This window comes from Pseudomonas sp. ADAK18 (genome assembly GCF_012935695.1).
In the GTDB taxonomy this organism is placed as follows: Bacteria; Pseudomonadota; Gammaproteobacteria; order Pseudomonadales; family Pseudomonadaceae; genus Aquipseudomonas.
Map to the genome: position 1 here is coordinate 135,575 of NZ_CP052859.1, position 24,426 is coordinate 160,000.

22 protein-coding genes (1 of these 22 running past the window's edge) are annotated in these 24,426 nt (G+C 58.8%); 12 read left to right on the forward strand and 10 right to left on the reverse strand.

Annotated elements, in window-relative coordinates; all coding sequences use genetic code 11:
* Positions 1-2 precede the first annotated feature (2 nt).
* From HKK55_RS00575 to dksA, 6 genes are all read right to left on the reverse strand, one after another.
* Complete coding sequence (locus HKK55_RS00575; protein WP_169352891.1) at positions 3-1,409, reverse strand: polynucleotide adenylyltransferase PcnB; 1,407 nt, start codon at positions 1,407-1,409, stop codon at positions 3-5.
* Between the two features lie 722 nt (positions 1,410-2,131).
* Positions 2,132-3,568 (reverse strand): sigma-54 dependent transcriptional regulator, encoded by a 1,437-nt coding sequence (locus HKK55_RS00580; protein ID WP_169352892.1) that lies wholly within the window; start codon positions 3,566-3,568, stop codon positions 2,132-2,134.
* 22 nt (positions 3,569-3,590) lie between these two features.
* A complete protein-coding gene (locus tag HKK55_RS00585; RefSeq protein ID WP_169352893.1) occupies positions 3,591-6,545 on the reverse strand; it encodes a sensor histidine kinase in 2,955 nt (984 codons plus the stop codon).
* A complete protein-coding gene (locus HKK55_RS00590; protein WP_003176118.1) occupies positions 6,529-6,705 on the reverse strand; it encodes a hypothetical protein in 177 nt (58 codons plus the stop codon). The genes HKK55_RS00585 and HKK55_RS00590 overlap by 17 nt, the downstream gene beginning before the upstream one ends.
* A 62-nt stretch (positions 6,706-6,767) precedes the next feature.
* Positions 6,768-7,655, reverse strand: coding sequence for a tRNA glutamyl-Q(34) synthetase GluQRS (gene gluQRS, locus HKK55_RS00595; RefSeq protein ID WP_169352894.1), 888 nt, complete (start codon positions 7,653-7,655; stop codon positions 6,768-6,770).
* Between the two features lie 84 nt (positions 7,656-7,739).
* On the reverse strand, positions 7,740-8,183 hold the full coding sequence (gene dksA, locus HKK55_RS00600) for an RNA polymerase-binding protein DksA (protein ID WP_154742978.1): 444 nt from the start codon (positions 8,181-8,183) through the stop codon (positions 7,740-7,742).
* 322 nt (positions 8,184-8,505) lie between these two features.
* Here dksA and HKK55_RS00605 point away from each other — a divergent pair, with 322 nt between their 5' ends.
* Both HKK55_RS00605 and sfsA read left to right on the forward strand, forming a co-directional pair.
* Positions 8,506-9,678 carry a pyridoxal phosphate-dependent aminotransferase gene (locus tag HKK55_RS00605; RefSeq protein WP_169352895.1) on the forward strand — a complete coding sequence of 391 codons (1,173 nt, stop codon included), beginning with the start codon at positions 8,506-8,508 and terminating at the stop codon, positions 9,676-9,678.
* Entirely contained in the window at positions 9,678-10,391 is a 714-nt protein-coding gene (gene sfsA, locus HKK55_RS00610; protein WP_169352896.1) for a DNA/RNA nuclease SfsA, read from the forward strand. The genes HKK55_RS00605 and sfsA overlap by 1 nt, the downstream gene beginning before the upstream one ends.
* Here sfsA and HKK55_RS00615 read toward each other — a convergent pair.
* Positions 10,388-10,705: a Rieske 2Fe-2S domain-containing protein gene (locus tag HKK55_RS00615; protein WP_169352897.1), complete on the reverse strand. Its 318-nt coding sequence runs from the start codon at positions 10,703-10,705 to the stop codon at positions 10,388-10,390. The genes sfsA and HKK55_RS00615 overlap by 4 nt on opposite strands.
* A 206-nt stretch (positions 10,706-10,911) precedes the next feature.
* Between HKK55_RS00615 and HKK55_RS00620 the strand changes: the two genes are divergently transcribed.
* The 3 genes from HKK55_RS00620 to HKK55_RS00630 are packed head-to-tail and all read left to right on the forward strand — an operon-like array spanning position 10,912 to position 13,591.
* Positions 10,912-11,790, forward strand: coding sequence for a hemin ABC transporter substrate-binding protein (locus HKK55_RS00620; RefSeq protein WP_169352898.1), 879 nt, complete (start codon positions 10,912-10,914; stop codon positions 11,788-11,790).
* On the forward strand, positions 11,787-12,824 hold the full coding sequence (locus tag HKK55_RS00625; RefSeq protein ID WP_169352899.1) for an iron ABC transporter permease: 1,038 nt from the start codon (positions 11,787-11,789) through the stop codon (positions 12,822-12,824). Before HKK55_RS00620 ends, HKK55_RS00625 begins: the two co-directional genes overlap by 4 nt.
* A complete protein-coding gene (locus HKK55_RS00630; protein WP_169352900.1) occupies positions 12,824-13,591 on the forward strand; it encodes a heme ABC transporter ATP-binding protein in 768 nt (255 codons plus the stop codon). Before HKK55_RS00625 ends, HKK55_RS00630 begins: the two co-directional genes overlap by 1 nt.
* 252 nt (positions 13,592-13,843) lie before the next feature.
* Here HKK55_RS00630 and HKK55_RS00635 read toward each other — a convergent pair whose 3' ends face one another.
* The 3 genes from HKK55_RS00635 to HKK55_RS00645 form a co-directional block, all read right to left on the reverse strand.
* Positions 13,844-14,116, reverse strand: a complete 273-nt coding sequence (locus tag HKK55_RS00635) for a TfoX/Sxy family protein (RefSeq protein WP_155584253.1) — start codon at positions 14,114-14,116, stop codon at positions 13,844-13,846.
* A gap of 204 nt (positions 14,117-14,320) precedes the next feature.
* Positions 14,321-14,665 carry a pentapeptide repeat-containing protein gene (locus HKK55_RS00640; protein ID WP_169352901.1) on the reverse strand — a complete coding sequence of 115 codons (345 nt, stop codon included), beginning with the start codon at positions 14,663-14,665 and terminating at the stop codon, positions 14,321-14,323.
* Positions 14,666-14,757: 92 nt separating this feature from the next.
* Positions 14,758-16,314 carry a bifunctional aminoglycoside phosphotransferase/ATP-binding protein gene (locus tag HKK55_RS00645; protein ID WP_169352902.1) on the reverse strand — a complete coding sequence of 519 codons (1,557 nt, stop codon included), beginning with the start codon at positions 16,312-16,314 and terminating at the stop codon, positions 14,758-14,760.
* A 118-nt stretch (positions 16,315-16,432) separates the two neighbouring features.
* Here HKK55_RS00645 and mrcB point away from each other — a divergent pair, with 118 nt between their 5' ends.
* From mrcB to pssA, 7 genes are all read left to right on the forward strand, one after another.
* Positions 16,433-18,757, forward strand: coding sequence for a penicillin-binding protein 1B (gene mrcB / locus HKK55_RS00650; protein ID WP_169352903.1), 2,325 nt, complete (start codon positions 16,433-16,435; stop codon positions 18,755-18,757).
* Positions 18,758-18,773: 16 nt separating this feature from the next.
* Complete coding sequence (locus tag HKK55_RS00655; RefSeq protein ID WP_169352904.1) at positions 18,774-19,505, forward strand: M48 family metallopeptidase; 732 nt, start codon at positions 18,774-18,776, stop codon at positions 19,503-19,505.
* Positions 19,505-19,834 (forward strand): YqcC family protein, encoded by a 330-nt coding sequence (locus HKK55_RS00660; protein ID WP_169352905.1) that lies wholly within the window; start codon positions 19,505-19,507, stop codon positions 19,832-19,834. The genes HKK55_RS00655 and HKK55_RS00660 overlap by 1 nt, the downstream gene beginning before the upstream one ends.
* A gap of 431 nt (positions 19,835-20,265) precedes the next feature.
* The gene (locus HKK55_RS00665) at positions 20,266-21,990 is read left to right on the forward strand and encodes an acetolactate synthase 3 large subunit (protein WP_169352906.1); all 1,725 of its coding nucleotides are present in this window, start codon (positions 20,266-20,268) and stop codon (positions 21,988-21,990) included.
* Positions 21,991-21,992: 2 nt separating this feature from the next.
* Positions 21,993-22,484: an acetolactate synthase small subunit gene (ilvN, locus tag HKK55_RS00670; protein WP_003176102.1), complete on the forward strand. Its 492-nt coding sequence runs from the start codon at positions 21,993-21,995 to the stop codon at positions 22,482-22,484.
* 46 nt (positions 22,485-22,530) lie between these two features.
* Positions 22,531-23,547, forward strand: coding sequence for a ketol-acid reductoisomerase (ilvC, locus tag HKK55_RS00675; RefSeq protein WP_007948647.1), 1,017 nt, complete (start codon positions 22,531-22,533; stop codon positions 23,545-23,547).
* Between the two features lie 143 nt (positions 23,548-23,690).
* Positions 23,691-24,426, forward strand: partial view of a CDP-diacylglycerol--serine O-phosphatidyltransferase gene (gene pssA / locus HKK55_RS00680; RefSeq protein ID WP_155584257.1) — the 5' portion only. It continues 122 nt past the right edge of the window; the window shows 736 of its 858 coding nt (coding positions 1-736); the start codon lies at positions 23,691-23,693; its stop codon lies off the right edge, out of view.

Sequence of the window (24,426 nt, forward strand, 5' to 3'; positions counted from 1 at the left end):
ACTTACTCGCCAGACGCGCTCGGCGCATCGGCAGCGCTGCGTTTGCGCTTGCTGCCGCTGCTGCGTCGACGTTTTTTCGGCGCATCGCCGGTGCCATCGCCCTTGCCGCTCAGATCACGAATCATCTCGCGACGTTCGCTGTCGTTGGCGTCCTGATAATCCGTCCACCATTCGCCCAGGCCGTCGGTCTGTTCGCCGGCACTTTCACGTAGCAGCAGGAAGTCGTAGCCGGCGCGGAAGCGCGGGTTGTCCAGCAACATATCGGCGCGTTTGCCGCTGCGCCGTGGCAGGCGCTCCTGCATATCCCAGATCTCGCGGATCGGCATGGTGAAACGCTTAGGGATGGCGATGCGCTGGCACTGTTCGGCGATCAGTTCGTGAGCCGCTTCCTGCATGGCCGGAATCGGCGGCATGCCACGGTTCTGCAAACGTAATACCCGTGCTGGCAGTGCAGGCCACAGCAGGGCGGCAAACAGGAAGGCTGGGGTCACCGGCTTGTTCTGCTTGATTCGAAGGTCGGTGTTGATCAGCGCCTCGCTGATCAGTGTGTGGGTATACGTCGGGTTGTGCTCCAGTGCTTCGGCGCTGGCCGGGAACAATGGATCGAACAACTGTAGGTCCACGAGCATTTCAAAGGTATCGGCGGCGTAGCCGGAGAGGAACAGTTTGAGTACCTCTTCGAACAGGCGAGCCGATGGGATTTCCCGCAGCATCGGCGCCAGTTCGCGAATCGGCGCGGCGGTGTGTTTCTCGATACCGAAGTTCAGCTTCGCGGCAAAACGCACAGCCCGCAGCATCCGCACCGGGTCTTCCTGGTAGCGTTGCGTCGGGTCGCCGATCAGGCGCAGCAGGTTGTTGCGGATATCGTGTACGCCGTTGGCGTAATCGAGGATGCGCTCGCTGACCGGGTCGTAGTACAGGGCATTGATGGTGAAGTCGCGGCGCTGCGCGTCTTCTTCCAGGGTGCCGTAGACATTGTCCCGCAGGATGCGTCCGCTTTCGTTGCGGGAAGACTGGTTGCTGTCTTCCTCTTCATCGTTTTGCGGGTGATTGGCGCGGAAGGTCGCTACTTCGATGATTTCGCGACCGAAGTGGATATGCACCAACTTGAAGCGCCGACCGATGATTCGCGCATTGCGAAATTCGGCCCGCACTTGTTCCGGCGTGGCGCTGGTGGCGACGTCGAAATCCTTGGGCGTGATATTGAGCAGCATGTCGCGCACGCAACCACCGACCAGGTAAGCCTGGTAGCCGGCGTTCTGCAGGCGTTCGACGATGTTTACCGCATAACGGCTGAACTGGGCGCGTTGCAGCGAATGTTGGCTGCTGTTGAGCACTTCAGGCGTGCTGCGTTTGTGTTGCGTACGACGCAAAGGCGAACGGAATGACTGGAACAACTTCTTCAGCATGGGATGCACTGTTTGAAGGAATGTTCGGCCATAACGAAGAATGACCGCATGATGGGCCGGGATTCTAGCATTTAGTCAGGGGGTGGTGTAGGAACTAGCTGCAAGCCTTGAGCCAGAAGCTTAAAGAGGGGGGGATGGTCACATTCCAGGAGCCAAATTGTAGAAACTACAAGGGGAGCCGAAGCTCCCCCAGAAGTAGTTGCGTGCTCTATTTTTATTATTGATTTCGGGCTTCTTGTTTTTGTTGATCGCCCTTGCCATGAAGCTTCACCTTCATGACCCTCCCAATCGGGAGCCAAGAGCAAACGGATTGCTTTGGTCGCTGTGTTGCTGATCTACGATCCAACCAGTTCAGGCTCTGCCTTAGGGCAGTTTTTGTTGTTCTCGGCCTGGTTGCGGGGCAAGCCCCAAATGCAACGCCTCTCCAAAAGAATCAGTTAGCTGCGCCTCCGCCGTGTTGTTTTTGTTATGCGTGAGTCGATACGTCTTATTTTTATTGTCTTGTACATTTGCTTGTTATTGTTTTTGTACTAAGCATATAGCAGGGTGCGTGCCAACTTTTGCGAGGCCCAGCAAAATAAGGGGGCAAAGGTGTTTTCTGGTTTTTTGAAGGCCAAAAAAAGCCGGGGCTTCGTTACCGTAAGCCCCGGCTTTTGTTACGTGAATTGTCTGCGGTAACAGTTTTTTCACATCTGAGGGTGTTACCTGTGGGGGAACCCCTCTCAGCTTTCGCTGGCTACCCCGGTCTTGCGCCGTGGAATGCCCAAGCGCTGGCGTCGTTCCCACAGGCATTTGCGGCTGACGCCCAACTTGCGGGCCAGTTCGGTCTCGGTCATGTGGTCCTGATGTTCCAGGACGAAATGCTGGAAGTAATCTTCCAGTGACAAATCTTCGGTAGGTTCGTGGCTGGTGTTGCTGCCTGCGCCCTGTTGTGGGGCCAAGCCAATGAAATCGTCATCGTCCAGGTCACTGAGCTCGATATCGATGCCCAGCAGCTCGGCGGAGATTTCCGGGCTCTCCGACAGAATCACCGCGCGTTCTACCGCGTTCTCCAGTTCCCGCACGTTACCTGGCCAGGAGTAATGCCGAATCGCCTGCTCGGCATCGGTGGCGAACTTCAGGTCGGTTCGGTTGACCCGGGCACTCTGGCGCACCAGGAACGCATTGGCGATTTCGTTGACGTCGGCACCGCGCTCACGCAGGGCCGGCAGCTTGAGAGCTATGACGTGCAGGCGGTAATAAAGGTCTTCACGGAACTGGCCGATCTTTGCCAGGCTTTTCAGGTCCCGGTGAGTGGCCGCGATCAGTCGTACATCGACCTTCTGCGATTGCACCGAGCCTACGCGGCGAATTTCGCCTTCTTGCAGTACCCGCAGCAGTCGTGCCTGGGCTTCCAGCGGCAATTCGCCGATTTCATCAAGAAACAAGGTGCCGCCATCGGCCGCTTCGACCAAGCCGGCACGTCCAGCGCTGGCGCCGGTAAAGGCGCCTTTTTCGTGGCCGAACAGTTCGGATTCGATCAAGGATTCGGGAATCGCCGCGCAGTTCACCGAAATCATCGGCGCCTTGGCGCGCTTGGACAGGTTGTGCAGGGCGCGGGCCACCAGTTCTTTACCGGTCCCCGACTCGCCCTGAATCAATACATTGGAGTCCGTGGGCGCCACTTTGCGGATCTTGCTGTACAGGTCCTGCATAGGTGGGCAGGAACCAATAATGCCGATTTCGCCGTTGCTGTTGTCGATGCCCGGTTTTTCAGCGCCGTTGGCCGCTTTGCCGGCAGGGCGTTCGGCCGGTGCATTACTGCCCGACTGTCGGTCGCGCAGGATTCGGGCCACGGCCTGAAGCATTTCGTCGTGGTCGAAAGGCTTGGCGATATAGTCCACCGCGCCCATCTTCATCGAGTCCACCGCCGAGCGCAGGCTGGCGTAGCTGGTCATGATCAGCACCGGCGTGCCTTGGCCGAGCTTGATCAGCTCGGTGCCAGGCGCGCCCGGAAGGCGCAGGTCACTGACGATCAGGTCGAACGTGGGAATACTGAAACGCTCTTGGGCTTCCTGCACCGAGCCGGCTTCGCTGACCTGGTACTGATTACGTTCAAGCAGGCGACGCAAGGCAGAGCGGATAATGGTTTCGTCTTCGACGATCAAAATGTGCGGCATTGATTCAATTCTCTCGACGGTCTCAGTTCACAGCGGACGTCGCTTCGACATGACGCGGCAAGGTCACCCGAATACGGGTGCCGCGTTGGCTTTCGGTGTCAGCCGGGCTGTCGATGGTGATTTGTCCATAATGCTCTTCAACGATGGAATAGACCAGTGCAAGGCCCAGACCGGTGCCTTCACCCGGATCCTTGGTGGTGAAGAAGGGTTCGAACAATCGGTCCATGATGTTCTGTGGAATGCCGCTGCCTTCGTCCTCGACGATCAGGTCGATGGTGTGCTCGAAAGCCTCGCTCTTGACGCGTACCGCACTACCGGCCGGTGATGCGTCGCGGGCGTTGGACAGCAAATTGATCAGTACCTGCGCCAAGCGTTGAGAGTCGCCGTCGACCCAGTGTTCCGGGTCGCACAGGTTGAAGAACTGTACTTCGAAATTGCGCCGGTTCAAGGCCAGCAGCCCAATAGCGTCCTGGGCAACTTGGGCAATGCACACCGCCTCGTCGTGATTCTGATGGGCACCCGCGTGGGCGAAGCTCATCAGCGACTGCACGATGCGCGAAACGCGTTTGGTCTGTTCGAGGATTTGCCCGCTGATTTCGGTGATTTCGCCGTCTTCTTCGCGCTCTTCCCGCAGGTTTTGCGCCAGACAGGCGATGCCGGTGATCGGATTGCCGATTTCATGAGCGACACCGGCGGCCAGGCGACCAATGCTGGCCAGGCGCTCCGAGTGCACCAGTTTGTCTTCGAGCATCTGGGTTTCGGTCAAGTCTTCCACCAGCAGCACTAAACCGCTGTTGCCGGGTGCCAGCGGCTCGTCGATGGCCGCCTTGTGCAGGTTGAGCCAGCGGGTCTGGCCGTCGAGGGCCAGGTGCTGTTTGTGCAAGTGCTCATCCGGCAGGTTGATAAAGCCCTGGAGCAGTTCTTTCCATGGATCGCCGATGGTGTTCAGGCGTGAGCCCACCACACGCTGGGCAGCAATGCCGGTGAGCTCTTCCATGGCCTTGTTCCACATCAGGATCTCTTGATCCTTGGCCAGTGAGCAGACGCCCATGGGCAGCTCCTGCAGGGTCTGGCGGTGATAGCGGCGCAGGGCATCAAGTTCGGCGGCGAGGCCGGTGAGGCGCGAGTGATAATCCTCAAGCCGGCTCTCGATGAAGTGGATGTCCTCGGTGACGTAGTTCTCGCCACCTGCCTTGTAGGGCAGGAAGGTCTCGACCATGTCCTGGGACACGCTGGGGCCCATCAGCCCGGACAGGTTGGCTTCGATACGATCGCGCAGGCGACGCAAGGCATAGGGGCGGCGTTCGTCGAACGGCAGATAGAGATCGCGCAATGCCTGTTCGACCTCCTTTTGCGCAGCCTTGGCGCCCAGGGGTTTGGCCAGTTGCGTGGCGAATTCCTGAGGTGAGGCAGCATGCAACTCCCGGCGCTGCGGACGACGTACGTTGTCCACCGCGCACGCCTCGGCGGCGCTGGTTTCTTCAGGGCTGGCGTTGGTGAACAGCGAGATCAGGGTAAACATCAGTACGTTGGCCGCCAGCGAGGCAATGGCTGCCATGTGCCAACTGGTGTCGTCCAGCACGTAGATCATGTTCAATAACGGAATGTAGAAGCCCTGCAGATTGCCGACCAGCGGCAACAGCATCGTCACCAGCCACACCAGGATCCCGGCCAGCAGCCCGGCGATAAAGCCACGGCGGTTGGCGGTCGGCCAATACAGTACCGAAAGCACGCCCGGCAGGAACTGCAAGGTGGCCACGAAAGCGACGATGCCGAGGTTGGCCAAGTCTTGCTCGGCGCCCAGCAACAGGTAGAAGCCATATCCCGCCATGATGATCGCGACGATCAGCGCCCGACGAGTCCATTTCAGCCAGCGATAGATATTGCCCTCGGCGGGCGGCTGATACAGCGGTAGCACCAAGTGATTGAGCGCCATGCCTGACAACGCCAGGGTTGTGACGATGATCAGCCCGCTGGCCGCCGACAAGCCGCCAACGTAGGCCAGCAGCGCCAGTGATTTGCTGTTGGCAGCGATCCCGACGCCCAGGGTGAAATATTCCGGATTGGTGGTTGCGCCCAATTTCAGGCCGGCCCAGAGGATCAGCGGCACCGCCAGGCTCATCAACAGCAAAAATAGCGGCAGCCCCCAGCTCGCGCTGACCAGCGAGCGCGGGTTGAGGTTTTCGGTGAAGGTCATGTGGTACATGTGCGGCATAACGATGGCCGAGGCAAAGAATACCAGCAGCAGCGTGCGCCATGGGCCTTCTTGCAGCGGCGTATGCAGTGCGGCGAGCGCGGTTTGATTTTGTAGCAGCCACAGTTCCAGCTGTTGCGGGCCATCAAACACGCCGTACAGCGCATAGAGGCCGACGCCACCGATGGCAATGAGCTTGATCACCGATTCAAAAGCAATCGCGAACACCAGTCCTTCGTGTTTTTCCCGGGTGGCGATATGCCGTGAGCCGAAGAAAATCGTGAACAGGGTAATCAGCGCGCAGAAGCTCAGGGCAACCCGGTGCTGTACTGGCTCGCGGGTGAGGATGCCGATGGAGTCGGCCACGGCCTGTATCTGCAGTGCCAGTAGCGGCAGAACGCCGATCAACATGAAGATCGTGGTCAGTGCCCCGGCCCAGGTGCTGCGAAAGCGAAAGGCAAACAGGTCCGCGAGGGACGACAGTTGATAGGTGCGAGTGATTTTCAGGATCGGATAGAGCAGCACCGGCGCGAGCAGAAACGCTCCGGACACCCCAAGATAACTGGAGAGAAAGCCATAACCGTACTGGTAGGCCAAGCCCACCGTGCCATAAAACGCCCAGGCGCTGGCATAGACACCCAGCGACAAGGTGTAGGTCAACGGATGGCGAATGATCGCCCGCGGAATCATTCCACGCTCACTGATCCAGGCCACCCCGAACAGCGCGGCCAGGTAGGCGGCGCTGATCAGCAGCATCTGGGTCAGGCTAAAGCTCATCGGCATCTTTTTGGCTCTGCAGGATGAAAGTCACAACGATCAGAATCAGCCAAAGCAGATAAGGCCGGTACCACGCGCCTGTGGCGTCGATCCACCAATCCATGATGGCGGGAGAAAACAGATAGATCCCGACGACCAGCAGAAGGACCAATCGATAGATATACATACTGGCCTCTGATTAAAAAACTGCGGCGATGGTAACGGATGGGCGCCAAGCTGCAAGAGCCCTTAATGTAATTGCGCTTCCGCCAGGGTCAGTGTGCGCGGGATCTGCGTGGCATCCCAGTGGCGAATGCCCCAATCCAGCAGTTCTCGTGGGCTGGCGTGCTGTAACTCATCTCCCGGCTGTTGGCCAAGGGCGCGCAGTGCCCTGAGCAGCAAAGGTGTGGCCTGGTCTGTGGTCAGGGGGGGTGAACGGTAGGATTTGCCTAGCTTGTTGCCGTCCGGCTGGATGATCAGCGGCACATGCAAATAGCGCGGCTGGGGCAGGCCCAGCAACTCCTGCAGGTACAGTTGACGGGGTGTGGAGTCGAGCAAGTCGGCGCCGCGTACGATATCGGTAACACCTTGCCAGGCATCGTCGAGCACCACGGCCAGTTGATAGGCGTAGAGACCGTCACGGCGTCGGATCACGAAGTCGCCGACGTCGCGGCCCAGATGTTGTCGGAATTCGCCCTGCACCCGGTCGGTAAAGTGGTATTCCAGCTCCGGAACCCGTAGACGGATGGCAGCATCTTGCTGACCATGGCCCGCGTTGCGACAAAGGCCGGGATAAATCCCGTTATAGGGCTCCAGTTGCTTGCGCGAGCATGTGCAGGCGTAGGCCAACCCATGGTTGAACAGACCATTGAGCACTTCCGCGTAGGCCTCGTGCCGCTCGCTTTGTCGGACCAGTTCGCCGTCCCACTCAAAGCCGTAACTTTCCAGGGCATTGAGGATGGCTGTCTGGGCGCCGGGTTCTTCCCGTGGCGGGTCAAGGTCTTCCATGCGCATCAGCCAGCGGCCGCTGTTTGCAAGGGCGTCGAGATAGGAGGCGAGGGCTGCGACCAGGGAACCGAAGTGCAAGTGTCCGCTGGGAGTGGGGGCGAAGCGCCCGATGTAAGAAGAGGCTGTCATGGGCCGGATATTACTGGAAAAGTCCCAAACGGCAGAAACAAAAATGGGGCGTTCGCACGCCCCATTTGTTCAGCTCGGCGGTAATTACTTGCCGACCTGTTTTTCCTTGATTTCCGCCAAGGTCTTGCAGTCCACGCACATGTCAGCGGTGGGACGCGCTTCCAGACGGCGAATACCAATCTCGACGCCGCAGGATTCGCACCAGCCGTAGTCTTCGTCTTCGATCAGTTGCAGAGTCTTGTCGATTTTCTTGATCAGCTTGCGCTCGCGATCACGGGCGCGCAGTTCAAGGCTGAACTCTTCTTCCTGGCTGGCACGATCTGCCGGGTCAGGGAAGTTGGCCGCTTCGTCCTTCATATGGTCAACGGTACGGTCGACCTCCTGCATCAAGTCTTGTTTCCACTTTTGCAGGATCTTTGTGAAGTGCTTGCGCATGGGCTCGCCCATGTACTCCTCGCCCTTCTTTTCCACGTAGGGTTCGAAGCCACTGAGGCCTTGAGTTTGCTGTTGCTTTGCTTGGGTGGGCATGAATGGACCGCCTCTCACTCTTCTAATCCATTGCGCAGGATTGCAACATCACCGACACCTGCCGGCCCTGCGGCTGCAAGCGGGCGAACTTACCAGATAGATTCGGGGTGCGCCACTCCCGGTTGTCGAGGCACTGCTTTGCGGGGCTTGCAAACAGCCGCAGGCCGTAGCAGGGCGGGGCTTGTACTGTCTGGAAGCTTAATTTTAGTCGGTTTGCTGGCACTTGCCCGAAACGTCTGGCGCGGGCGTCGGGGCAATAGAGCATGTTTTGCGCTGCCGGTTGGGTAGAATCGAAGTTTGTCCTCATCAGTAAGGAAGGCTAATGGCTCAGCCCTACAGTGCGCGCAGTCGCGCTATCGAACCTTTTCATGTCATGGCGTTACTGGCGCGGGCCAACGAATTACAGGCCGCCGGCCATGACGTGATCCACTTGGAGATCGGCGAGCCGGATTTCACTACGGCAGAGCCCATCATTAAAGCCGGACAAGAGGCGCTGGCCAATGGCAAGACCCGGTACACCGCGGCCCGTGGCCTGCCGGAGTTGCGCGAAGCCATCAGTGGTTTCTACCAGCAACGTTACGCGCTGAATATCGACCCCGAGCGTATTCTGATCACCCCGGGCGGCTCGGGCGCCTTGCTCCTGGCCAGCAGCTTGCTGGTGGACCCGGGCAAACATTGGTTGCTGGCAGATCCAGGTTATCCGTGCAACCGGCACTTCCTGCGGCTGGTAGAAGGTGCGGCGCAATTGGTCCCGGTAGGCCCCGACGTGCGTTATCAACTGACCGCCGACCTGGTGGCCCGTCACTGGGATCAGGACAGTGTGGGCGCGCTGGTCGCCTCGCCGGCCAATCCTACCGGCACGATCCTGACGCGTGATGAACTGGCCGGGCTGTCGAGCGCGATCAAGGCGCGCAATGGGCATTTGGTGGTGGACGAGATCTATCACGGGCTAACGTATGGCACTGACGCCGCCAGCGTGCTGGAAGTGGACGACGAAGCCTTCGTTTTAAATAGCTTTTCAAAGTATTTCGGAATGACCGGCTGGCGCCTGGGCTGGCTGGTGGCGCCGCCTGCTGCGGTCGGTGAATTGGAGAAGTTGGCGCAGAACCTCTACATCAGTGCCCCGAGCATGGCGCAGCACGCGGCTTTGGCCTGCTTTACCCCGCAAACGTTGAGCATTCTTGAAGAGCGTCGTGCCGAGTTTGGCCGTCGGCGAGACTTTCTGTTGCCGGCGTTGCGGGAGTTGGGGTTCGGTATCGCCGTCGAGCCGGAAGGTGCTTTCTACTTGTATGCCGATATCAGCGCATTTGGCGGAGATGCCTTCGCGTTCTGCCGGCACTTCCTCGAAACAGAACATGTGGCGTTCACGCCGGGGCTGGACTTTGGTCGTTATCAGGCCGGTCACCATGTTCGATTTGCCTACACGCAAAACCTTGATCGGCTACAGGAAGCTGTGGAGCGGATTGCCCGTGGCTTACGGAGTTGGCAAGGCTGATGCGCTTTCATCCTCCCCTCGAAGAAGGGCGGCTGATTCGCCGCTACAAGCGCTTTCTTGCCGATATCGAAACCGTTACCGGCGAGTTGCTGACCATTCACTGCCCAAACACCGGCTCGATGTTCAACTGCATGGTTGAAGGCGGTCAGGTTTGGTTCAGTCGTTCCAACGACCCCAAGCGCAAGTTGCCCGGTACCTGGGAAATCAGCGAGACCCCGCAGGGACGCCTGGCCTGCGTTAATACCGCGCGTGCCAATCAGTTGGTCGAAGAAGCACTACGCGCCGGGGTGATCGCCGAGCTCAATGGCTTTACCGGGTTGAAGCGTGAAGTGGCCTATGGTCAGGAGAACAGCCGGATCGACTTTCGCCTGGATTACCCCTTGGGCGCGGCCTATGTAGAAGTCAAAAGTGTCACCCTCGGCTTTGACGGCTCCTCGATAGCGGCGTTTCCCGATGCGGTGACTCAGCGTGGGGCCAAGCATTTGCGCGAACTGGCACATCTGGCCCGTGATGGCGTGCGGGCGGTGCAGTTGTATTGCGTCAACCTGTCGGGTATCGACGCGGTGCGTCCGGCTGAAGAAATTGATCCCGGTTACGCTACGGCGTTGCGGGAAGCTAAGGCTGCTGGCGTGGAGGTGTTGGCGTACGGTGTGCGAGTGACCTCAGAGGAAATCTACGTCGACCGGCGACTGGATGTGATTCTGGACGACTAGAGCTGTACCCACAGGCCCTGTTCGTCTTCGCGGCCGGGCAGGGCGATCAGGCTTTGGCCTGCGCAGGGGCCGGCGACACACTCACCGCTTTCGATCAGGAACAGTGCGCCATGGGTGGCGCACTGGATCAGGCTGGCGCTGGGGTCGAGGAACTGATTTGGTTGCCATTCCAGCGGTACTCCACGATGGGGGCAGCGGTTGATATAAAAGTAGGCCACGCCTTCCCGGCGTACGGCAAACAGCTTGCGGCCGTCGACATCGAAGCCGAGGCTGCTGTCTGGGGCGAGTGCCTGGGAAGGGCAAAGAAACTTCATGTCGATCCTCAAGGGCCGTCGTTTGCGGGCTGCAGGGCTATCCTGGGTTTACGGGTGAGCTCGGTGCTTGACGCGCAAATGCAAACAATTATCAAATGCCCGCTTCGCCCGTTAGGTAACTGCTCGCTCAGTACGATGCCAGACAGTGTTGATCTGTCACATGGCCGAGTGATTCAGTGGGTCAACCCTTGGAAGGAAACCCTTTTATGCGCCTGAGTGCCAGCGCTATTGCGCTTGTTGTCGGACTGCTGGTCAATCATGGGGCTCAGGCCTCTGAACCGCCGCAACGGTGGGTCAGCGCTGGCGGGGCGTTGTCGGAGTGGGTGACGGCTTTGGGCGCGGAATCGAAATTGGTGGGCGTCGACACTACCAGCCAGCACCCGGCATCGCTCAAGGCATTGCCGAGCATCGGTTACCAACGCCAGCTCTCGGCTGAAGGCATTCTCAGTTTGCGCCCACAAGTCCTGGTTGGCACCGAAGAAATGGGGCCACCACCGGTATTGGCGCAAATTCGCAGCGCGGGCGTGCAGGTCGAGATGTTTTCGGCGCAGCCTGACCTGCCGACCTTGCAGGGCAACCTCCAACATCTGGGCAAGTTGCTGGGCAACGAAGCCAAAGCCGCTGCATTGTTTACCGACTATCAGCAGCAGCTTGAGCAGCAAAAGAGCTGGGTCACCAACGCCCAAACCACGCAAAAGGCGCCAGGAGTACTGTTACTGCTGGGGCATGCCGGTGGCAAACCACTGATTGCCGGCAAAGACACCGCTGCCGATTGGATGCTGCAGCAGGCGGGTGGGCACAATCTGGCGACCCACAGTGGTTACAAGCCATTTTCCGTAGAATCACTGGCGGGTTTGAGTCCTGACGTGCTGGTATTCGCTGATCGTGCGCTGACGGGGGATGCGGCACGTGTAGCGCTGTTCAAGGAGAATCCGATCCTGGCCTCGACGCCGGCAGCCAAAAATGGTCGCGTCTTCGAACTGGACCCCACCCTGCTGGTGGGTGGTCTGGGGCCGCGTCTGCCGCAAAGCCTGGTAAAGCTGTCCGCCGGTTTCTACCCGTCCCAGGCTAAAATTGCCCCATGACTCCTCTGGTTAAACCACGAACGCTGTTTATTGGCTTGAGTCTGCTGTGTGTATTGGCGATCTGGCTGTCATTGGCCCTGGGGCCGGTCAGCCTGCCGCTGCTGGACACGTTGCGGGCGGCCTTGCGCTTGCTCGGCGTGCCGATTGAAGCCCAAGGGCTGGAACAGGCGGAATTGATTCTGGGGCAGATTCGCCTGCCGCGTACCTTGCTGGGGCTGGCGGTTGGCGGTGTGCTGGCGCTGTCGGGCGTCGCCATGCAAGGGCTGTTTCGTAACCCGTTGGCCGACCCTGGCCTGGTGGGTGTTTCCAGCGGTGCGGCGCTGGGGGCTGCGATTGCGATTGTCGGCGGCGCGTTCTTTGGTGGTCTGCCCGATGCCCTTGGGCCGTATTTGCTTTCATTGTGTGCGTTTCTCGGGGGCTTGGGCGTGACGGCGCTGGTCTACCGCCTGGGGCGGCGCAACGGCCAGACGAATGTCGCCACCATGCTGCTTGCCGGGATCGCGCTGACGGCCCTGGCCAGCTCTGCGGTCGGGCTGTTTACCTACCTGGCGGATGACGCCACCTTGCGCACCCTGACGTTCTGGAACCTCGGCAGCCTCAACGGCGCCAGCTACTCGCGGTTGTGGCCGCTGCTATTGGTGAGCGGTGGTGTCGCGCTATGGCTGCCACGCCGAGCCAAGGCGTTGAATGCCCTGTTGCTGGGTGAGTCGGAAGCCAGTCACTTGGGGATCGATGTCGAGGGGCTGAAGCGTGAGTTAGTGTTTTGCACAGCGCTAGGTGTCGGTGCTGCGGTGGCCGCTGCCGGGATGATTGGCTTTGTCGGGTTGGTGGTGCCTCATCTGGTACGGCTGCTTGCCGGACCTGATCATCGAGTGTTGTTGCCGGCCTCGGTGCTGGCGGGGGCAAGCTTGCTGCTGTTTGCCGACCTGGTGGCCCGCCTGGCCCTGGCGCCGGCGGAATTGCCGATCGGTATCGTTACAGCGTTTATCGGCGCCCCGTTTTTTCTCTACTTGTTGTTACGAGGGCGCGCCTGATGCTGCGAGTGCAAGAGTTGCAGATCTGTCGCGGCAAGAAAACCGTGTTGGCGGACGTCACCCTCGACTTGCGTCCGGGCGAAGTGCTCGGTGTTCTGGGGCCTAACGGCGCGGGCAAAAGTACGTTGCTTGGCGCCTTGTGCGGTGAGTTGCAACCGGACCACGGGCAGGTCTGGCTGGATCAGCGGGAGTTGAAGGATTGGAGCGGTGCGCAACGGGCTCAGCGCCTGGCGGTGTTGCCTCAGACCTCGACCCTGGATTTCGCCTTCCGTGTTGAAGAAGTTGTCGGCATGGGCCGCTTACCTCATCAGACCGGTCAGGTGCGCGACGATGAGATTATCAACGCTGCCTTGCACGCTGCTGACGTCGGCCACCTGAGTGGGCGTAGCTACCTGGCCTTGTCGGGCGGCGAGCGCCAGCGTGTGCACTTGGCACGGGTGCTGGCGCAACTCTGGCCGGGTGAGGCCGGGCAGACCTTGTTGCTGGATGAGCCGACATCGATGCTCGACCCACTGCACCAGCACACGACCCTGCAGGCCATTCGTACTTTTGCCGACCGTGGCGCCGCCGTGTTGGTCATCCTGCATGACCTCAACCTGGCCGCCCGCTACTGTGATCGCATCCTGTTGCTGGAGGACGGTCGCCCGCATGCCTTGGATACACCTGCGCAGGTCATGCAGCCTGGGCCTCTGAAAGCGGTGTTTGGCCTGGACGTGCTGGTGCAACCGCATCCCGAGCGTGGTCATCCACTGATTATTGCGCGCTGATACGTCAGCGATCGCTTTTCTCCTGGCAAAAAAAGACCCGGCAAGAGCCGGGTCAAATAACCGTGATTAGCCTGATGAGGAGATAATCTGAGAGTCCGAACCAATGGTCTTCCAGTTATCGGCTGATCTCGCGATCAGTTGTGATAATCATAACGATTCTCATTTGAGAGTCAACATTTGTTTTTGAAGTCTTTTCGGCTTTCCTCGACCACTCGTTTGGAATCCCCGTGAACGCTAGGCCAAGTGGCCAGTTCAATTCTTGTGGCGGGCTGAAAGGGCATCCAGTTGGCGATTCAACGCCTCCTTGCGCTCGGCGGGAAGGTCGTTCCAGTGCATATCCATCAACGCTCCTTCGATGGCATACAGCAGCACTTTGGAGGCTCTGAACCCTCGAGTTCGTACGGCCCTGTAGGCGTCTACCGCCCCCAGACGGCGAAGATCCGATGCGCTGTGGATGCCCACCGCATGCAGCCACTGCGCCGATGTCTTGCCAAGGTTTTTCAGGTGTTGCAACTCATCATTCATCAAGCCTCCTTGCGACGGCCGAATGGTGCGGTGGGTATCGTGACCAGGCAAGCCTGAAAGGAGTGTAGCGCTCAGTAGGAAAAACGTAGTTGTTTGGTCAGTATCGACGCAAAAGCTTCTAAGGCTGATGTCGGGATTTTGCTCGCAGGCAGGCGAAGGGAGCCCGGTACGACGGGCGTGCAGCTGGGAATGTGAGCAGCCGTACTACTTGGTGCGGTAGCGCAGGCGAGTGCCGAAATTGACCGACATGAGAATCTCGTCGGCAGTCAACTCCGGTGAGAAGTAGGTGCCCGAGATCTGTGCATGGGCCACGCTGGCGCCTTCCAGGGAGCAGTCGCGCAAGTCCAGACCGCGCAGGTCGGCGGAGCGGAAGTAAGCGTCAGTGAAATCCACACCCTCAGCGTTCAGGTCACGCAGATCCAGGCCGCGAAAGTCACCACCACGCATGTCGATGGTGCCGTCTTTCGGACGCTCCTGGTTGAAACCGCGGATGTCATCTTTATGCAGAAGCGCGTACAGGGGGGAATCAAGAAGCTTTGGCTGGCTCACAACGGCGTCTCCTGTTGGATTTATAGCGCCATTATAGTGCCACTATTCCTTGGTCGTGAGCCAATGAGGGCTTCACGACCAGGAAATTTTTCTTACAGGCCGGGCAGGCGCTGACGAATGTGCGCGACCAATGCGTCAAGCGTCCCGCTTTCATTGGTCTCGACCCGTTTGCTGAGCAGCAATTCTTCGGCGCTGAGTGGATCGCGGTTAGCCTGCTGCTCTTCGATGATAGTCAGTGTCGCGTCGGAAGGATCGTTCTTGTCTGCCTGACGTTGTGCCAGCCAACTGGTGATCACGGCTTGCGGCGCGTTGCAGTCCAGGATCAGGAACGGTGCACCCGTGGCTTCGGCGATCTTCGCCGCTGCATCGCGTTGTCCACGCTTGAGGAAGGTGGCATCCAACACAACCGGGAAGCCGGCGCGCAGCACAGTATCAGCGATCGAGTTCAATCGCTCATAAGTGGTGGCGCTGGCATCGGTCGCATAAATCCCGGCCTGCGGCGTGTTTTCGACTTTCTGTTCACCAAATAGGCGTTTGCGTTCGACGTCCGAACGTAGGCGAACAGCCCCCAATGCTTCCACCAAGCGCATGGCCACATGGCTTTTGCCGGTTGCCGATACACCATGGGTGATAGCCAGAAAGCGCGATGGGATGGTGCTATAGCTTTCCGCCAGGTTGGCGTAGTTGCGGTACTGGCGCAGCGTGGTTGCGCGCTGCACGGCGTCGGCTTCGGCCGGCATGCTGAACAGGGCAATCTTGGCCCGCACGAGGGCGCGATAGGCTTTATAGAAGTTGAGCAGCTCCAGGCCTTGATAGTCGCCGGTCAACTCCAGGTATTGGCTGATAAAGCGCCGGGCCAGGGACTTGAGACCGCGGTCTTCGAGGTCCATGGCCAGGAAGCCGGTGTCGGCGTAGACGTCGGTGAAGCGAAACGGCTCGTTGAACTCGATGCAGTCGAAGATCACCACGTGGCCATCGATGAGGGTCGCGTTGCCCAAGTGGATGTCACCGTGGCATTCGCGAATGAAACCATTGAGCTTGCGCTGTTCGAACAGCGGCTTGAGGCGCTCGAAGCTGCTTTCGGCCCAGGCCTGGAGGGCTTCGAGTTGCAGCAGGTCGGCCTTGTCACTCAAGAATGGACGGATTTGCTCGAAGTTCTGCCGCACAGGAGCCATCACATCTTCCGGGGTGCCGGCGATGTGGTCTTGCGCAACCTTGGGCGCATTGAGGTGAAAGTGCGCGATCTGCTTGGCCATCTCGTCGATGTGGGCGGTGGTCAGCTCGCCGTTTTTTTGCAGGGTGCTAAGCAGTTGGCTTTGCGGGAACTGGCGCATTTTCAGGGCGTAGTCGATGACCGGACCGTCGCCAGCCAATTGCGGCGCTTCGACGCTGCCGGTGATTGGCAACACTTCAAGATACAAATCTTCGGTCAGGCGCTGGTTGAGGCGCAGCTCCTCGTTGCAGAAGTGGCCGCGGGCGTCCACGTTGGTGAAGTCGAGGAAGCCGAAATTGACCGGTTTTTTTACTTTATAAGCGTAGGGACCCGTGAGCACGACCCAGGAAATGTGGGTTTCGATGACTTGAAATTCATCCACCGGATGAGGGTACAGGGCCGGGTTTTGCAGGGCTGCGATCAAAGACTGGCTCACGGGCGATCCTTCAGAGTCGGGAAAAATTCATGGCGGGCATTATGGCTGCTGTGGCGGGTAGTGCAAACCGCTGTCCGGCTCATGTTGGTCATCAATAAAGTGCGTATAATCCGCCGCCATGACTCGTACCCGATCTCCCCGTTCCCGTAAAAAACCTCCTTCCAGTGGCCTGCGCCCCTGGCTGGGCTGGGCGCTCAAGCTCGGTCTGGTCGGTCTCGTAGTGATCGCAGGCTTCGCGGTTTACCTCGATGCTGTGGTCCAGGAGAAGTTCTCCGGCAAGCGCTGGACCATCCCGGCCAAGGTCTACGCACGCCCGCTGGAACTGTTCACCGGCCAGAAGCTGAGCAAGGACGACTTCCTCACAGAGCTCGACGCTCTTGGCTATCGCCGGGAGAACGTGAGCAATGGGCCCGGCGCGGCCTCGGTCAGTGGTAATACCGTTGACTTGAACACCCGTGGCTTCCAGTTCTACGAAGGGCTGGAGAAACCCCAGCCGGTACGTGTGCGCTTCTCTGGCGACTATGTGGCCGAGCTGTCTTCGCTCAACGGCTCGAAGCTGCCGGTAGTGCGTCTGGAACCGCTGTTGATCGGTGGGATTTATCCGAAAAACCTGGAAGATCGCATCCTGATCAAGATCGATCAGGTCCCGCCGTACCTGCTGGATACACTGATTGCCGTCGAAGATCGGGATTTCTACAGCCACTGGGGCGTGTCACCCAAGTCGATTGCCCGAGCCATCTGGGTCAATACCTCAGGCGGCAAGATGACCCAGGGCGGCAGTACGCTGACGCAACAATTGGTCAAGAACTTCTACCTGACCAACGAGCGCAGCCTGACCCGTAAGCTCACCGAAGCCATGATGGCGATGCTGCTTGAGCTGCATTACAGCAAGCAGGAGATCCTTGAGGCCTACCTTAATGAGGTCTTCGTCGGCCAGGACGGTCAACGTGCGGTCCATGGCTTTGGCTTGGCCAGTCAGTTCTTCTTTGGCCAGCCATTGTCCGAGTTGAAATTGCATCAAGTTGCGTTGTTGGTGGGCATGGTCAAAGGACCGTCCTACTACAACCCGCGTCGTAACCCAGAGCGTGCACTGGAGCGGCGCAACCTGGTGCTGGATGTGCTTGAACAGCAAGGTGTCGCAACACCTGAGCAAGTGGCAGCAGCGAAGAAAATGCCACTGGGTGTGACCACTCGCGGCAAGCTGGCTGACAGCTCATTCCCAGGCTTTATTGACCTGGTCAAACGCCAACTGCGTGAAGACTATCGCGACGAAGACTTGACTGAAGAAGGCCTGCGGATCTTCACCAGCTTCGACCCGATCCTGCAGATGAAGGCCGAAGCCTCGGTCAACGACACCTTCAAGCGCCTGGCGGGCCGTAAAGGTTCCGACGAAGTCGAAGCCGCGATGGTGGTGACCAATCCGGAAACCGGTGAAGTCCAAGCCATGATCGGCAGTCGCCAGGCCAGCTTTGCCGGGTTCAACCGGGCATTGGATGCCGTGCGGCCGATTGGCTCGCTGGTCAAGCCGGCGGTCTACCTGACGGCCTTGGAAAAACCGAGTAAATACACCCTGACCAGTTGGTTGTCCGATGATCCATTGTCGGTCAAGGGCGCCGATGGTCAGGTGTGGAAGCCGCAGAACTTTGACCGTCGTTCCCACGGTACGGTGTTTCTGTATCAGGGGCTGGCGCACTCTTACAACCTGTCGACCTCCCGGCTTGGCCTTGAGGTGGGTGTTCCCAATGTCCTCAAGACCCTGGCACGCCTGGGCATCAACCGTGAGTTCCCGGCGTACCCATCGATGTTGCTGGGTGCTGGTGGAATGACCCCGATTGAAGTGGCGACCATGTACCAGACCCTCGCCAACGGTGGTTTCAACACGCCGATGCGCGGGATCCGCAGCGTCTTGACCGCCGAAGGTGAGCCACTCAAGCGCTATCCGTTCCAGATTCAGCAGCGCTTCGATCCGGCTTCTATTTATCTGATCCAGAACGCCATGCAGCGGGTTATGCGTGAGGGTACAGGGCGTTCGGTTTACAGCGTGCTGCCATCGAACCTGACACTGGCTGGCAAGACCGGTACCAGTAACGATTCGCGAGATAGCTGGTTTGCCGGTTTCAGCCAGGACCTGCTGGCCGTGGTCTGGCTCGGCCGCGATGACAACGGCAAGACTCCCTTTACCGGTGCCACCGGTGCATTGCAGGTCTGGACCAGTTTCATGCGCAAGGCCGATCCGTTGCCGCTGAACATGCCGCAGCCGGACAACATCGTTCAGGCTTGGATTGATCCTCATACTGGGCAGGGTTCCGATGCCAACTGTCCGGGCGCTGTGCAGATGCCGTATATTCGCGGCAGCGAACCGCCTCCCGGCGCGGCATGCGGTGGCAGTGCTCCCGCTGATGCTGAATCGGTGATGGATTGGGTCAAGGGCTGGATGAATTAAGCAAAGAGGGTTTCAAGTGAAAAAGTGGTGGATTCCAGCTATTACAGCTCTGGCTTTGCTCAATGGTTGCGCCAGCGTGCAGCACGGCTCTATTCCGGTGGTGGATGCCGGAACCGCAGTCTCCAACAACGATCGCCTCTCGGCTAATGGCGGCTTCCGTCAGACCGTGGTCACGCGTCCGACGCAAGCCAAGGCACAAGCCTTACCGCAGGATTCCGGCGTGGTGGTGATGGTTCCTGGCGGTGGCGCGGCAACCTCCGCGCCGATCAGCACTCAGCCGTTCACGGTGGGGCCGATCACGCCCGGCCCGGTGGATTCGACGCCGATTCAAACGGCGCCGGTCAATCAAGGCTCCTACAACATGCCTTCGACGCCGAGCGGGATTCCTTCTGCCAGCGCCGGTGGCTTGTCGGCCGATGAGCAGCTCGACGGCCCGGTACTGGCCTTGCTCACCACTGCGCAGCAACAACAGGCTGGTGGCGACTTGAACGGTGCTTCATCCAGTCTCGAACGCGCCCAGCGTGTAGCGCCTCGGGAACCGCAAGTGCTCTATCGTCTGGCTCAGGTACGCATGGCCCAGGGTGATGCGCCGCAAGCGGAACAGTTTGCTCGTCGTGGCCTGACTCTGGCCAATGGCCGCCCTGACCTGCAAGCCAGCCTGTGGGGCTTGATTGGCGACGCCCGCGAGAAGCAGGGTGATGCCACCGGTGCCGCTCAGGCTCGGCAAAAGGCCAAGGTACGTCTCTGATGGATTCACGTTTTCCGGCGATTGCCGAACAGCTGTTGCTGATTGAGCGTGAGCTGCGATTGCAGGGCTGGTGGGATGAAGTGTCCCCCAGCAACGAAGCACTGAGCAGTGTCGAGCCTTTTTCCGTTGATACCCTGGACTTCCATCAGTGGCTGCAATGGATTTTCTTGGTGCGGATGAAACAAATCCTCGAGCAGGACCTGCCGCTGCCGAATGCGTCGGGGATTCTGGAGATGGCCGAGATGGTCTATGCCGATCGTCCTCTGGAAAGCCTTGGCCTGCGGGGCGCGCTGAAAAAGTTCGATCAACTGATCGTCGACGCTCGTTAATTGCCTGACTGCCGGGTTTTCCGGCAGTCTTGCGCACATTTCTACCGCTTGACGACATTCAGGCGAGTTTTATCCCTCCTCAAGCCCCTTTCTTCTACGTTCTCATGCGCTTAGTTGGAAAAAAGCGCAATTATTACTTGACTTGAAGGGGCTGAAACAGAAGAATCCAAAGTCCGCTGTAGAGGGACTGCCAGAAGCAGACCCACTCAGCAGATCATGAGGCGCACATCCGCGCCGACCTGTTACACCCGCAACGCGTTACCTCGCGCTGGGTGGGAAAATCCCGCAACACTTGGGAAGCTCCCAATACTTGCTCAGTCAGTGCTGACGTAGTCGGCGACCACCGTCGCTCATGCTCTGCTGAGAAGTAAACCTATTAAGACCCGTCGGTTTTTAACGGACGGTATTCTGGCGTTTTAGAGGTGAACAACGTGGAGCTTTTATCTGGTGGTGAGATGCTCGTCCGCTTTTTGCGTGACGAAGGCGTCGACTATATCTACGGGTACCCAGGTGGTGCTCTGCTGCATGTCTATGACGCACTGTTCAAAGAACCGGCTGTTACCCACATCCTGGTTCGCCACGAACAAGCCGCGACCCATATGGCTGACGGTTATGCCCGTGCCACCGGTAAAGCCGGCGTGGTACTGGTAACGTCCGGCCCTGGCGCGACCAATGCCATCACCGGCATCGCGACTGCTTATATGGACTCCATTCCGATGGTGATCATTTCTGGCCAGGTGGCGAGCACCATGGTCGGTACTGACGCATTCCAGGAAACCGACATGATCGGTATCTCCCGGCCGATCGTGAAACACAGCTTCATGATCAAGCATGCGTCGGAAATCCCGGAAGTCATGAAAAAGGCCTTCTACCTCGCGCAATCCGGTCGCCCGGGTCCAGTGGTGGTCGATATTCCGAAAGACATGACCAACCCGGCGGAAAAATTCGAATACATCTTCCCGAAGAAAGCCAAGCTGCGTTCCTACAGCCCGGCTGTTCGTGGGCATTCGGGGCAAATCCGCAAGGCAGTAGAAATGCTCCTGGCGGCCAAGCGTCCGGTGCTTTACTCGGGTGGTGGCGTGATCCTGGGCGGCGGTTCTGCACCGCTGACCGAGCTGGCCAAGATGCTCAACCTGCCGGTGACCAATACCCTGATGGGGCTGGGCGCATTTCCGGGTACGGACCGTCAGTTCGTTGGCATGCTCGGCATGCACGGCAGTTACACGGCCAACCTGACCATGCACCATGCTGACGTGATTCTTGCGGTGGGTGCACGCTTCGATGACCGGGTAATCAATGGCGCGAGCAAGTTCTGCCCGAATGCCAAGATCATCCACATCGACATCGACCCGGCGTCGATCTCCAAGACCATCAAGGCAGACGTGCCTATCGTCGGTCCAGTGGAAAGCGTATTGACCGAAATGGTTGCAACGCTCAAGGAGATCGGCGAAACCCCGAACAAGGATTCCGTTGCCAGTTGGTGGAAGCAGATTGACGAATGGCGCGGTGACCGAGGCCTGTTCCCTTACGACAAGGGCGACGGCAGCATCATCAAGCCACAGACCGTGATCGAAACCCTGTGCGAAGTGACCAAGGGCGATGCCTTTGTGACCTCGGACGTGGGCCAGCACCAGATGTTTGCGGCGCAGTACTACACGTTCGACAAGCCTAACCGCTGGATCAACTCCGGTGGCCTGGGCACGATGGGCTTTGGTTTCCCTGCCGCCATGGGGGTGAAGCTGAGCTTCCCGGATGCCGACGTCGCTTGCGTCACCGGTGAGGGCAGTATCCAGATGAACATCCAGGAGTTGTCGACCTGCCTGCAATATGGTTTGCCGGTGAAGATCATCTGCCTGAACAACGGTGTGCTGGGCATGGTTCGCCAATGGCAAGACATGAGTTACGGCAGCCGTCATTCCCACTCGTACATGGAATCGCTGCCTGATTTCGTCAAGTTGGTTGAAGCCTATGGCCACGTCGGCATGCGCATCACCGATTTGAAGGATTTGAAGCCGAAGATGGCAGAAGCGTTCGCCATGAAAGATCGCCTGGTGTTCCTCGATATTCAGGTCGACACCAGCGAGCACGTCTATCCGATGCAGATCAAAGACGGCTCTATGCGCGACATGTGGCTGAACAAGACGGAGCGTACCTAATCATGCGGCACATTATCTCCCTGCTTCTGGAGAACGAACCGGGCGCTTTGTCTCGTGTGGTCGGCCTGTTTTCGCAACGCAACTACAACATCGAAAGCCTGACCGTGGCGCCAACCGAAGACCCGACCCTGTCGCGCCTGACGTTGACCACGGTCGGCCATGATGAGGTGATCGAGCAGATCACCAAGAACCTCAACAAGCTGATCGAAGTGGTCAAGCTGGTCGATTTGTCGGAAAGTGCCCACATCGAGCGTGAACTGATGCTGGTCAAGGTCAAGGCTACGGGTGCCCAACGTGCCGAGATCAAGCGTACTACCGATATTTATCGCGGGCAGATCGTTGATGTGAGCGCCAGCGTTTATACCGTTCAACTGACCGGTACAAGCGACAAGCTGGACAGCTTCATCCAGTCGATCGGGACGGCCTCGATTTTGGAAACCGTACGCAGTGGTGTCACCGGGATTGCCCGTGGCGACAAAGTACTCAGCATCTAACTCAATTAGTGAATGGCCTAACGGCCTGGATATATAGAGGAACCTCATGAAAGTTTATTACGAAAAAGATTGTGACCTGTCGATCATCCAGGGCAAAAAAGTCGCCATCATCGGTTACGGCTCCCAGGGTCACGCTCAAGCTTGCAACCTGAAAGATTCCGGCGTCGACGTAACTGTCGGTCTGCGTAAAGGCTCGGCCACTGTGGCCAAGGCTGAAGCTCACGGCCTGAAAGTGACCGACGTGGCATCGGCTGTTGCAGCGGCTGACCTGGTCATGATTCTGACCCCGGACGAGTTCCAGTCCGCGCTGTACAAGAACGAAATCGAGCCGAACATCAAAAAAGGCGCCACCCTGGCCTTCTCCCACGGCTTCGCGATCCACTACAACCAGGTTGTGCCGCGCGCTGACCTCGACGTGATCATGATCGCGCCGAAAGCACCGGGCCACACCGTGCGCTCCGAGTTCGTCAAAGGCGGCGGTATTCCTGACCTGATCGCGATCTACCAGGACGCGTCGGGCAACGCCAAAAACGTCGCACTGTCCTACGCTGCTGGCGTCGGTGGCGGTCGTACCGGCATCATCGAAACCACGTTCAAGGACGAGACTGAAACCGACCTGTTCGGCGAACAAGCCGTTCTGTGCGGTGGTACCGTTGAGCTGGTCAAGGCCGGTTTCGAAACGCTGGTTGAAGCTGGCTACGCGCCGGAAATGGCCTACTTCGAATGCCTGCACGAACTGAAGCTGATCGTTGACCTCATGTACGAAGGCGGTATCGCCAACATGAACTATTCGATCTCCAACAACGCCGAGTACGGCGAGTACGTGACTGGCCCGGAAGTGATCAACGCCGAGTCCCGTCAGGCCATGCGCAACGCCCTGAAACGTATTCAGGACGGCGAGTACGCCAAAATGTTCATCAGCGAAGGCGCAACCGGCTACCCTTCGATGACCGCCAAGCGTCGTAACAACGCCGCTCACGGTATCGAAATCATCGGCGAGCAACTGCGCTCCATGATGCCGTGGATCGGTGCCAACAAGATCGTCGACAAAGCCAAGAACTAAGTCGTACGCATCAAGGAAAAACGCGGCTTAGGCCGCGTTTTTTCGTTTGGGGGCTGGTTCTGGTATAAAGCTGCATCGTTTGCGGGCGAACACTCGCCGCAAGTTTCTGTCGAAATTTTTCACACCGTTGCAAGGTAAAGTCCATGAGCGAACGTCCCGAAGAGCCAAGCCAGGCCTCTGACGCCGAAAGCCTGCTACCGATCGATGAACATGTCGAAGAAGGGCATGATGCTGAAGGCCGTAAAGTCCGGCATCGTGGTATCTATCTCCTGCCCAATCTGTTCACCACTGCGAACCTATTTGCAGGGTTTTACTCCATCATCAATTCCATGAGTGCTCAGAGCGCATTGGCGGCTGGTGATGCTGCCAGCGCCAGTAAATACTTTGGCTTCGCGGCGATTGCGATTTTTGTCGCTATGGTCCTTGATGGTCTTGATGGTCGTGTAGCGCGAATGACCAATACCCAGAGTGCCTTTGGTGCCGAGTATGACTCGCTGTCCGATATGGTGGCTTTTGGTGTGGCGCCGGCACTGTTGGCGTTCGCTTGGGCTCTGGGTGACATGGGCAAGGTCGGCTGGATGGTAGCCTTCATCTATGTGGCGGGTGCTGCACTGCGTCTGGCGCGTTTCAATACTCAGGTGGGCACTGCCGACAAGCGCTACTTCATTGGCTTGGCCAGTCCGGCAGCGGCAGGTGTAGTGGCCGGTATTGTCTGGGCATTCAGTGACTACGGGATCCAGGGTTCGAAGATGTCGTTCCTCGTCGCGTTGATGGTTGCGGCGGCCGGTATGCTGATGGTCAGCAATATCAAGTACAACAGCTTCAAGGAGCTGGACCTCAAGGGGCGTGTGCCATTTGTGGCCATCTTGGCCGTGGTGC

Coding starts and splice junctions, on each gene's coding strand:
- HKK55_RS00580 (WP_169352892.1), bottom strand. CDS start 3,568: ATGCCGCACATTTTGATCGTCGAAGACGAAACCATTATCCGCTCTGCC.
- gluQRS (WP_169352894.1), bottom strand. CDS start 7,655: ATGACAGCCTCTTCTTACATCGGGCGCTTCGCCCCCACTCCCAGCGGA.
- HKK55_RS00635 (WP_155584253.1), bottom strand. CDS start 14,116: ATGAATGATGAGTTGCAACACCTGAAAAACCTTGGCAAGACATCGGCG.
- HKK55_RS00625 (WP_169352899.1), top strand. CDS start 11,787: ATGACTCCTCTGGTTAAACCACGAACGCTGTTTATTGGCTTGAGTCTG.
- HKK55_RS00605 (WP_169352895.1), top strand. CDS start 8,506: ATGGCTCAGCCCTACAGTGCGCGCAGTCGCGCTATCGAACCTTTTCAT.
- ilvC (WP_007948647.1), top strand. CDS start 22,531: ATGAAAGTTTATTACGAAAAAGATTGTGACCTGTCGATCATCCAGGGC.
- HKK55_RS00585 (WP_169352893.1), bottom strand. CDS start 6,545: ATGCCGATGAGCTTTAGCCTGACCCAGATGCTGCTGATCAGCGCCGCC.
- HKK55_RS00660 (WP_169352905.1), top strand. CDS start 19,505: ATGGATTCACGTTTTCCGGCGATTGCCGAACAGCTGTTGCTGATTGAG.
- dksA (WP_154742978.1), bottom strand. CDS start 8,183: ATGCCCACCCAAGCAAAGCAACAGCAAACTCAAGGCCTCAGTGGCTTC.
- HKK55_RS00630 (WP_169352900.1), top strand. CDS start 12,824: ATGCTGCGAGTGCAAGAGTTGCAGATCTGTCGCGGCAAGAAAACCGTG.
- HKK55_RS00620 (WP_169352898.1), top strand. CDS start 10,912: ATGCGCCTGAGTGCCAGCGCTATTGCGCTTGTTGTCGGACTGCTGGTC.
- HKK55_RS00575 (WP_169352891.1), bottom strand. CDS start 1,409: ATGCTGAAGAAGTTGTTCCAGTCATTCCGTTCGCCTTTGCGTCGTACG.
- ilvN (WP_003176102.1), top strand. CDS start 21,993: ATGCGGCACATTATCTCCCTGCTTCTGGAGAACGAACCGGGCGCTTTG.
- HKK55_RS00615 (WP_169352897.1), bottom strand. CDS start 10,705: ATGAAGTTTCTTTGCCCTTCCCAGGCACTCGCCCCAGACAGCAGCCTC.
- sfsA (WP_169352896.1), top strand. CDS start 9,678: ATGCGCTTTCATCCTCCCCTCGAAGAAGGGCGGCTGATTCGCCGCTAC.
- mrcB (WP_169352903.1), top strand. CDS start 16,433: ATGACTCGTACCCGATCTCCCCGTTCCCGTAAAAAACCTCCTTCCAGT.
- HKK55_RS00590 (WP_003176118.1), bottom strand. CDS start 6,705: ATGTATATCTATCGATTGGTCCTTCTGCTGGTCGTCGGGATCTATCTG.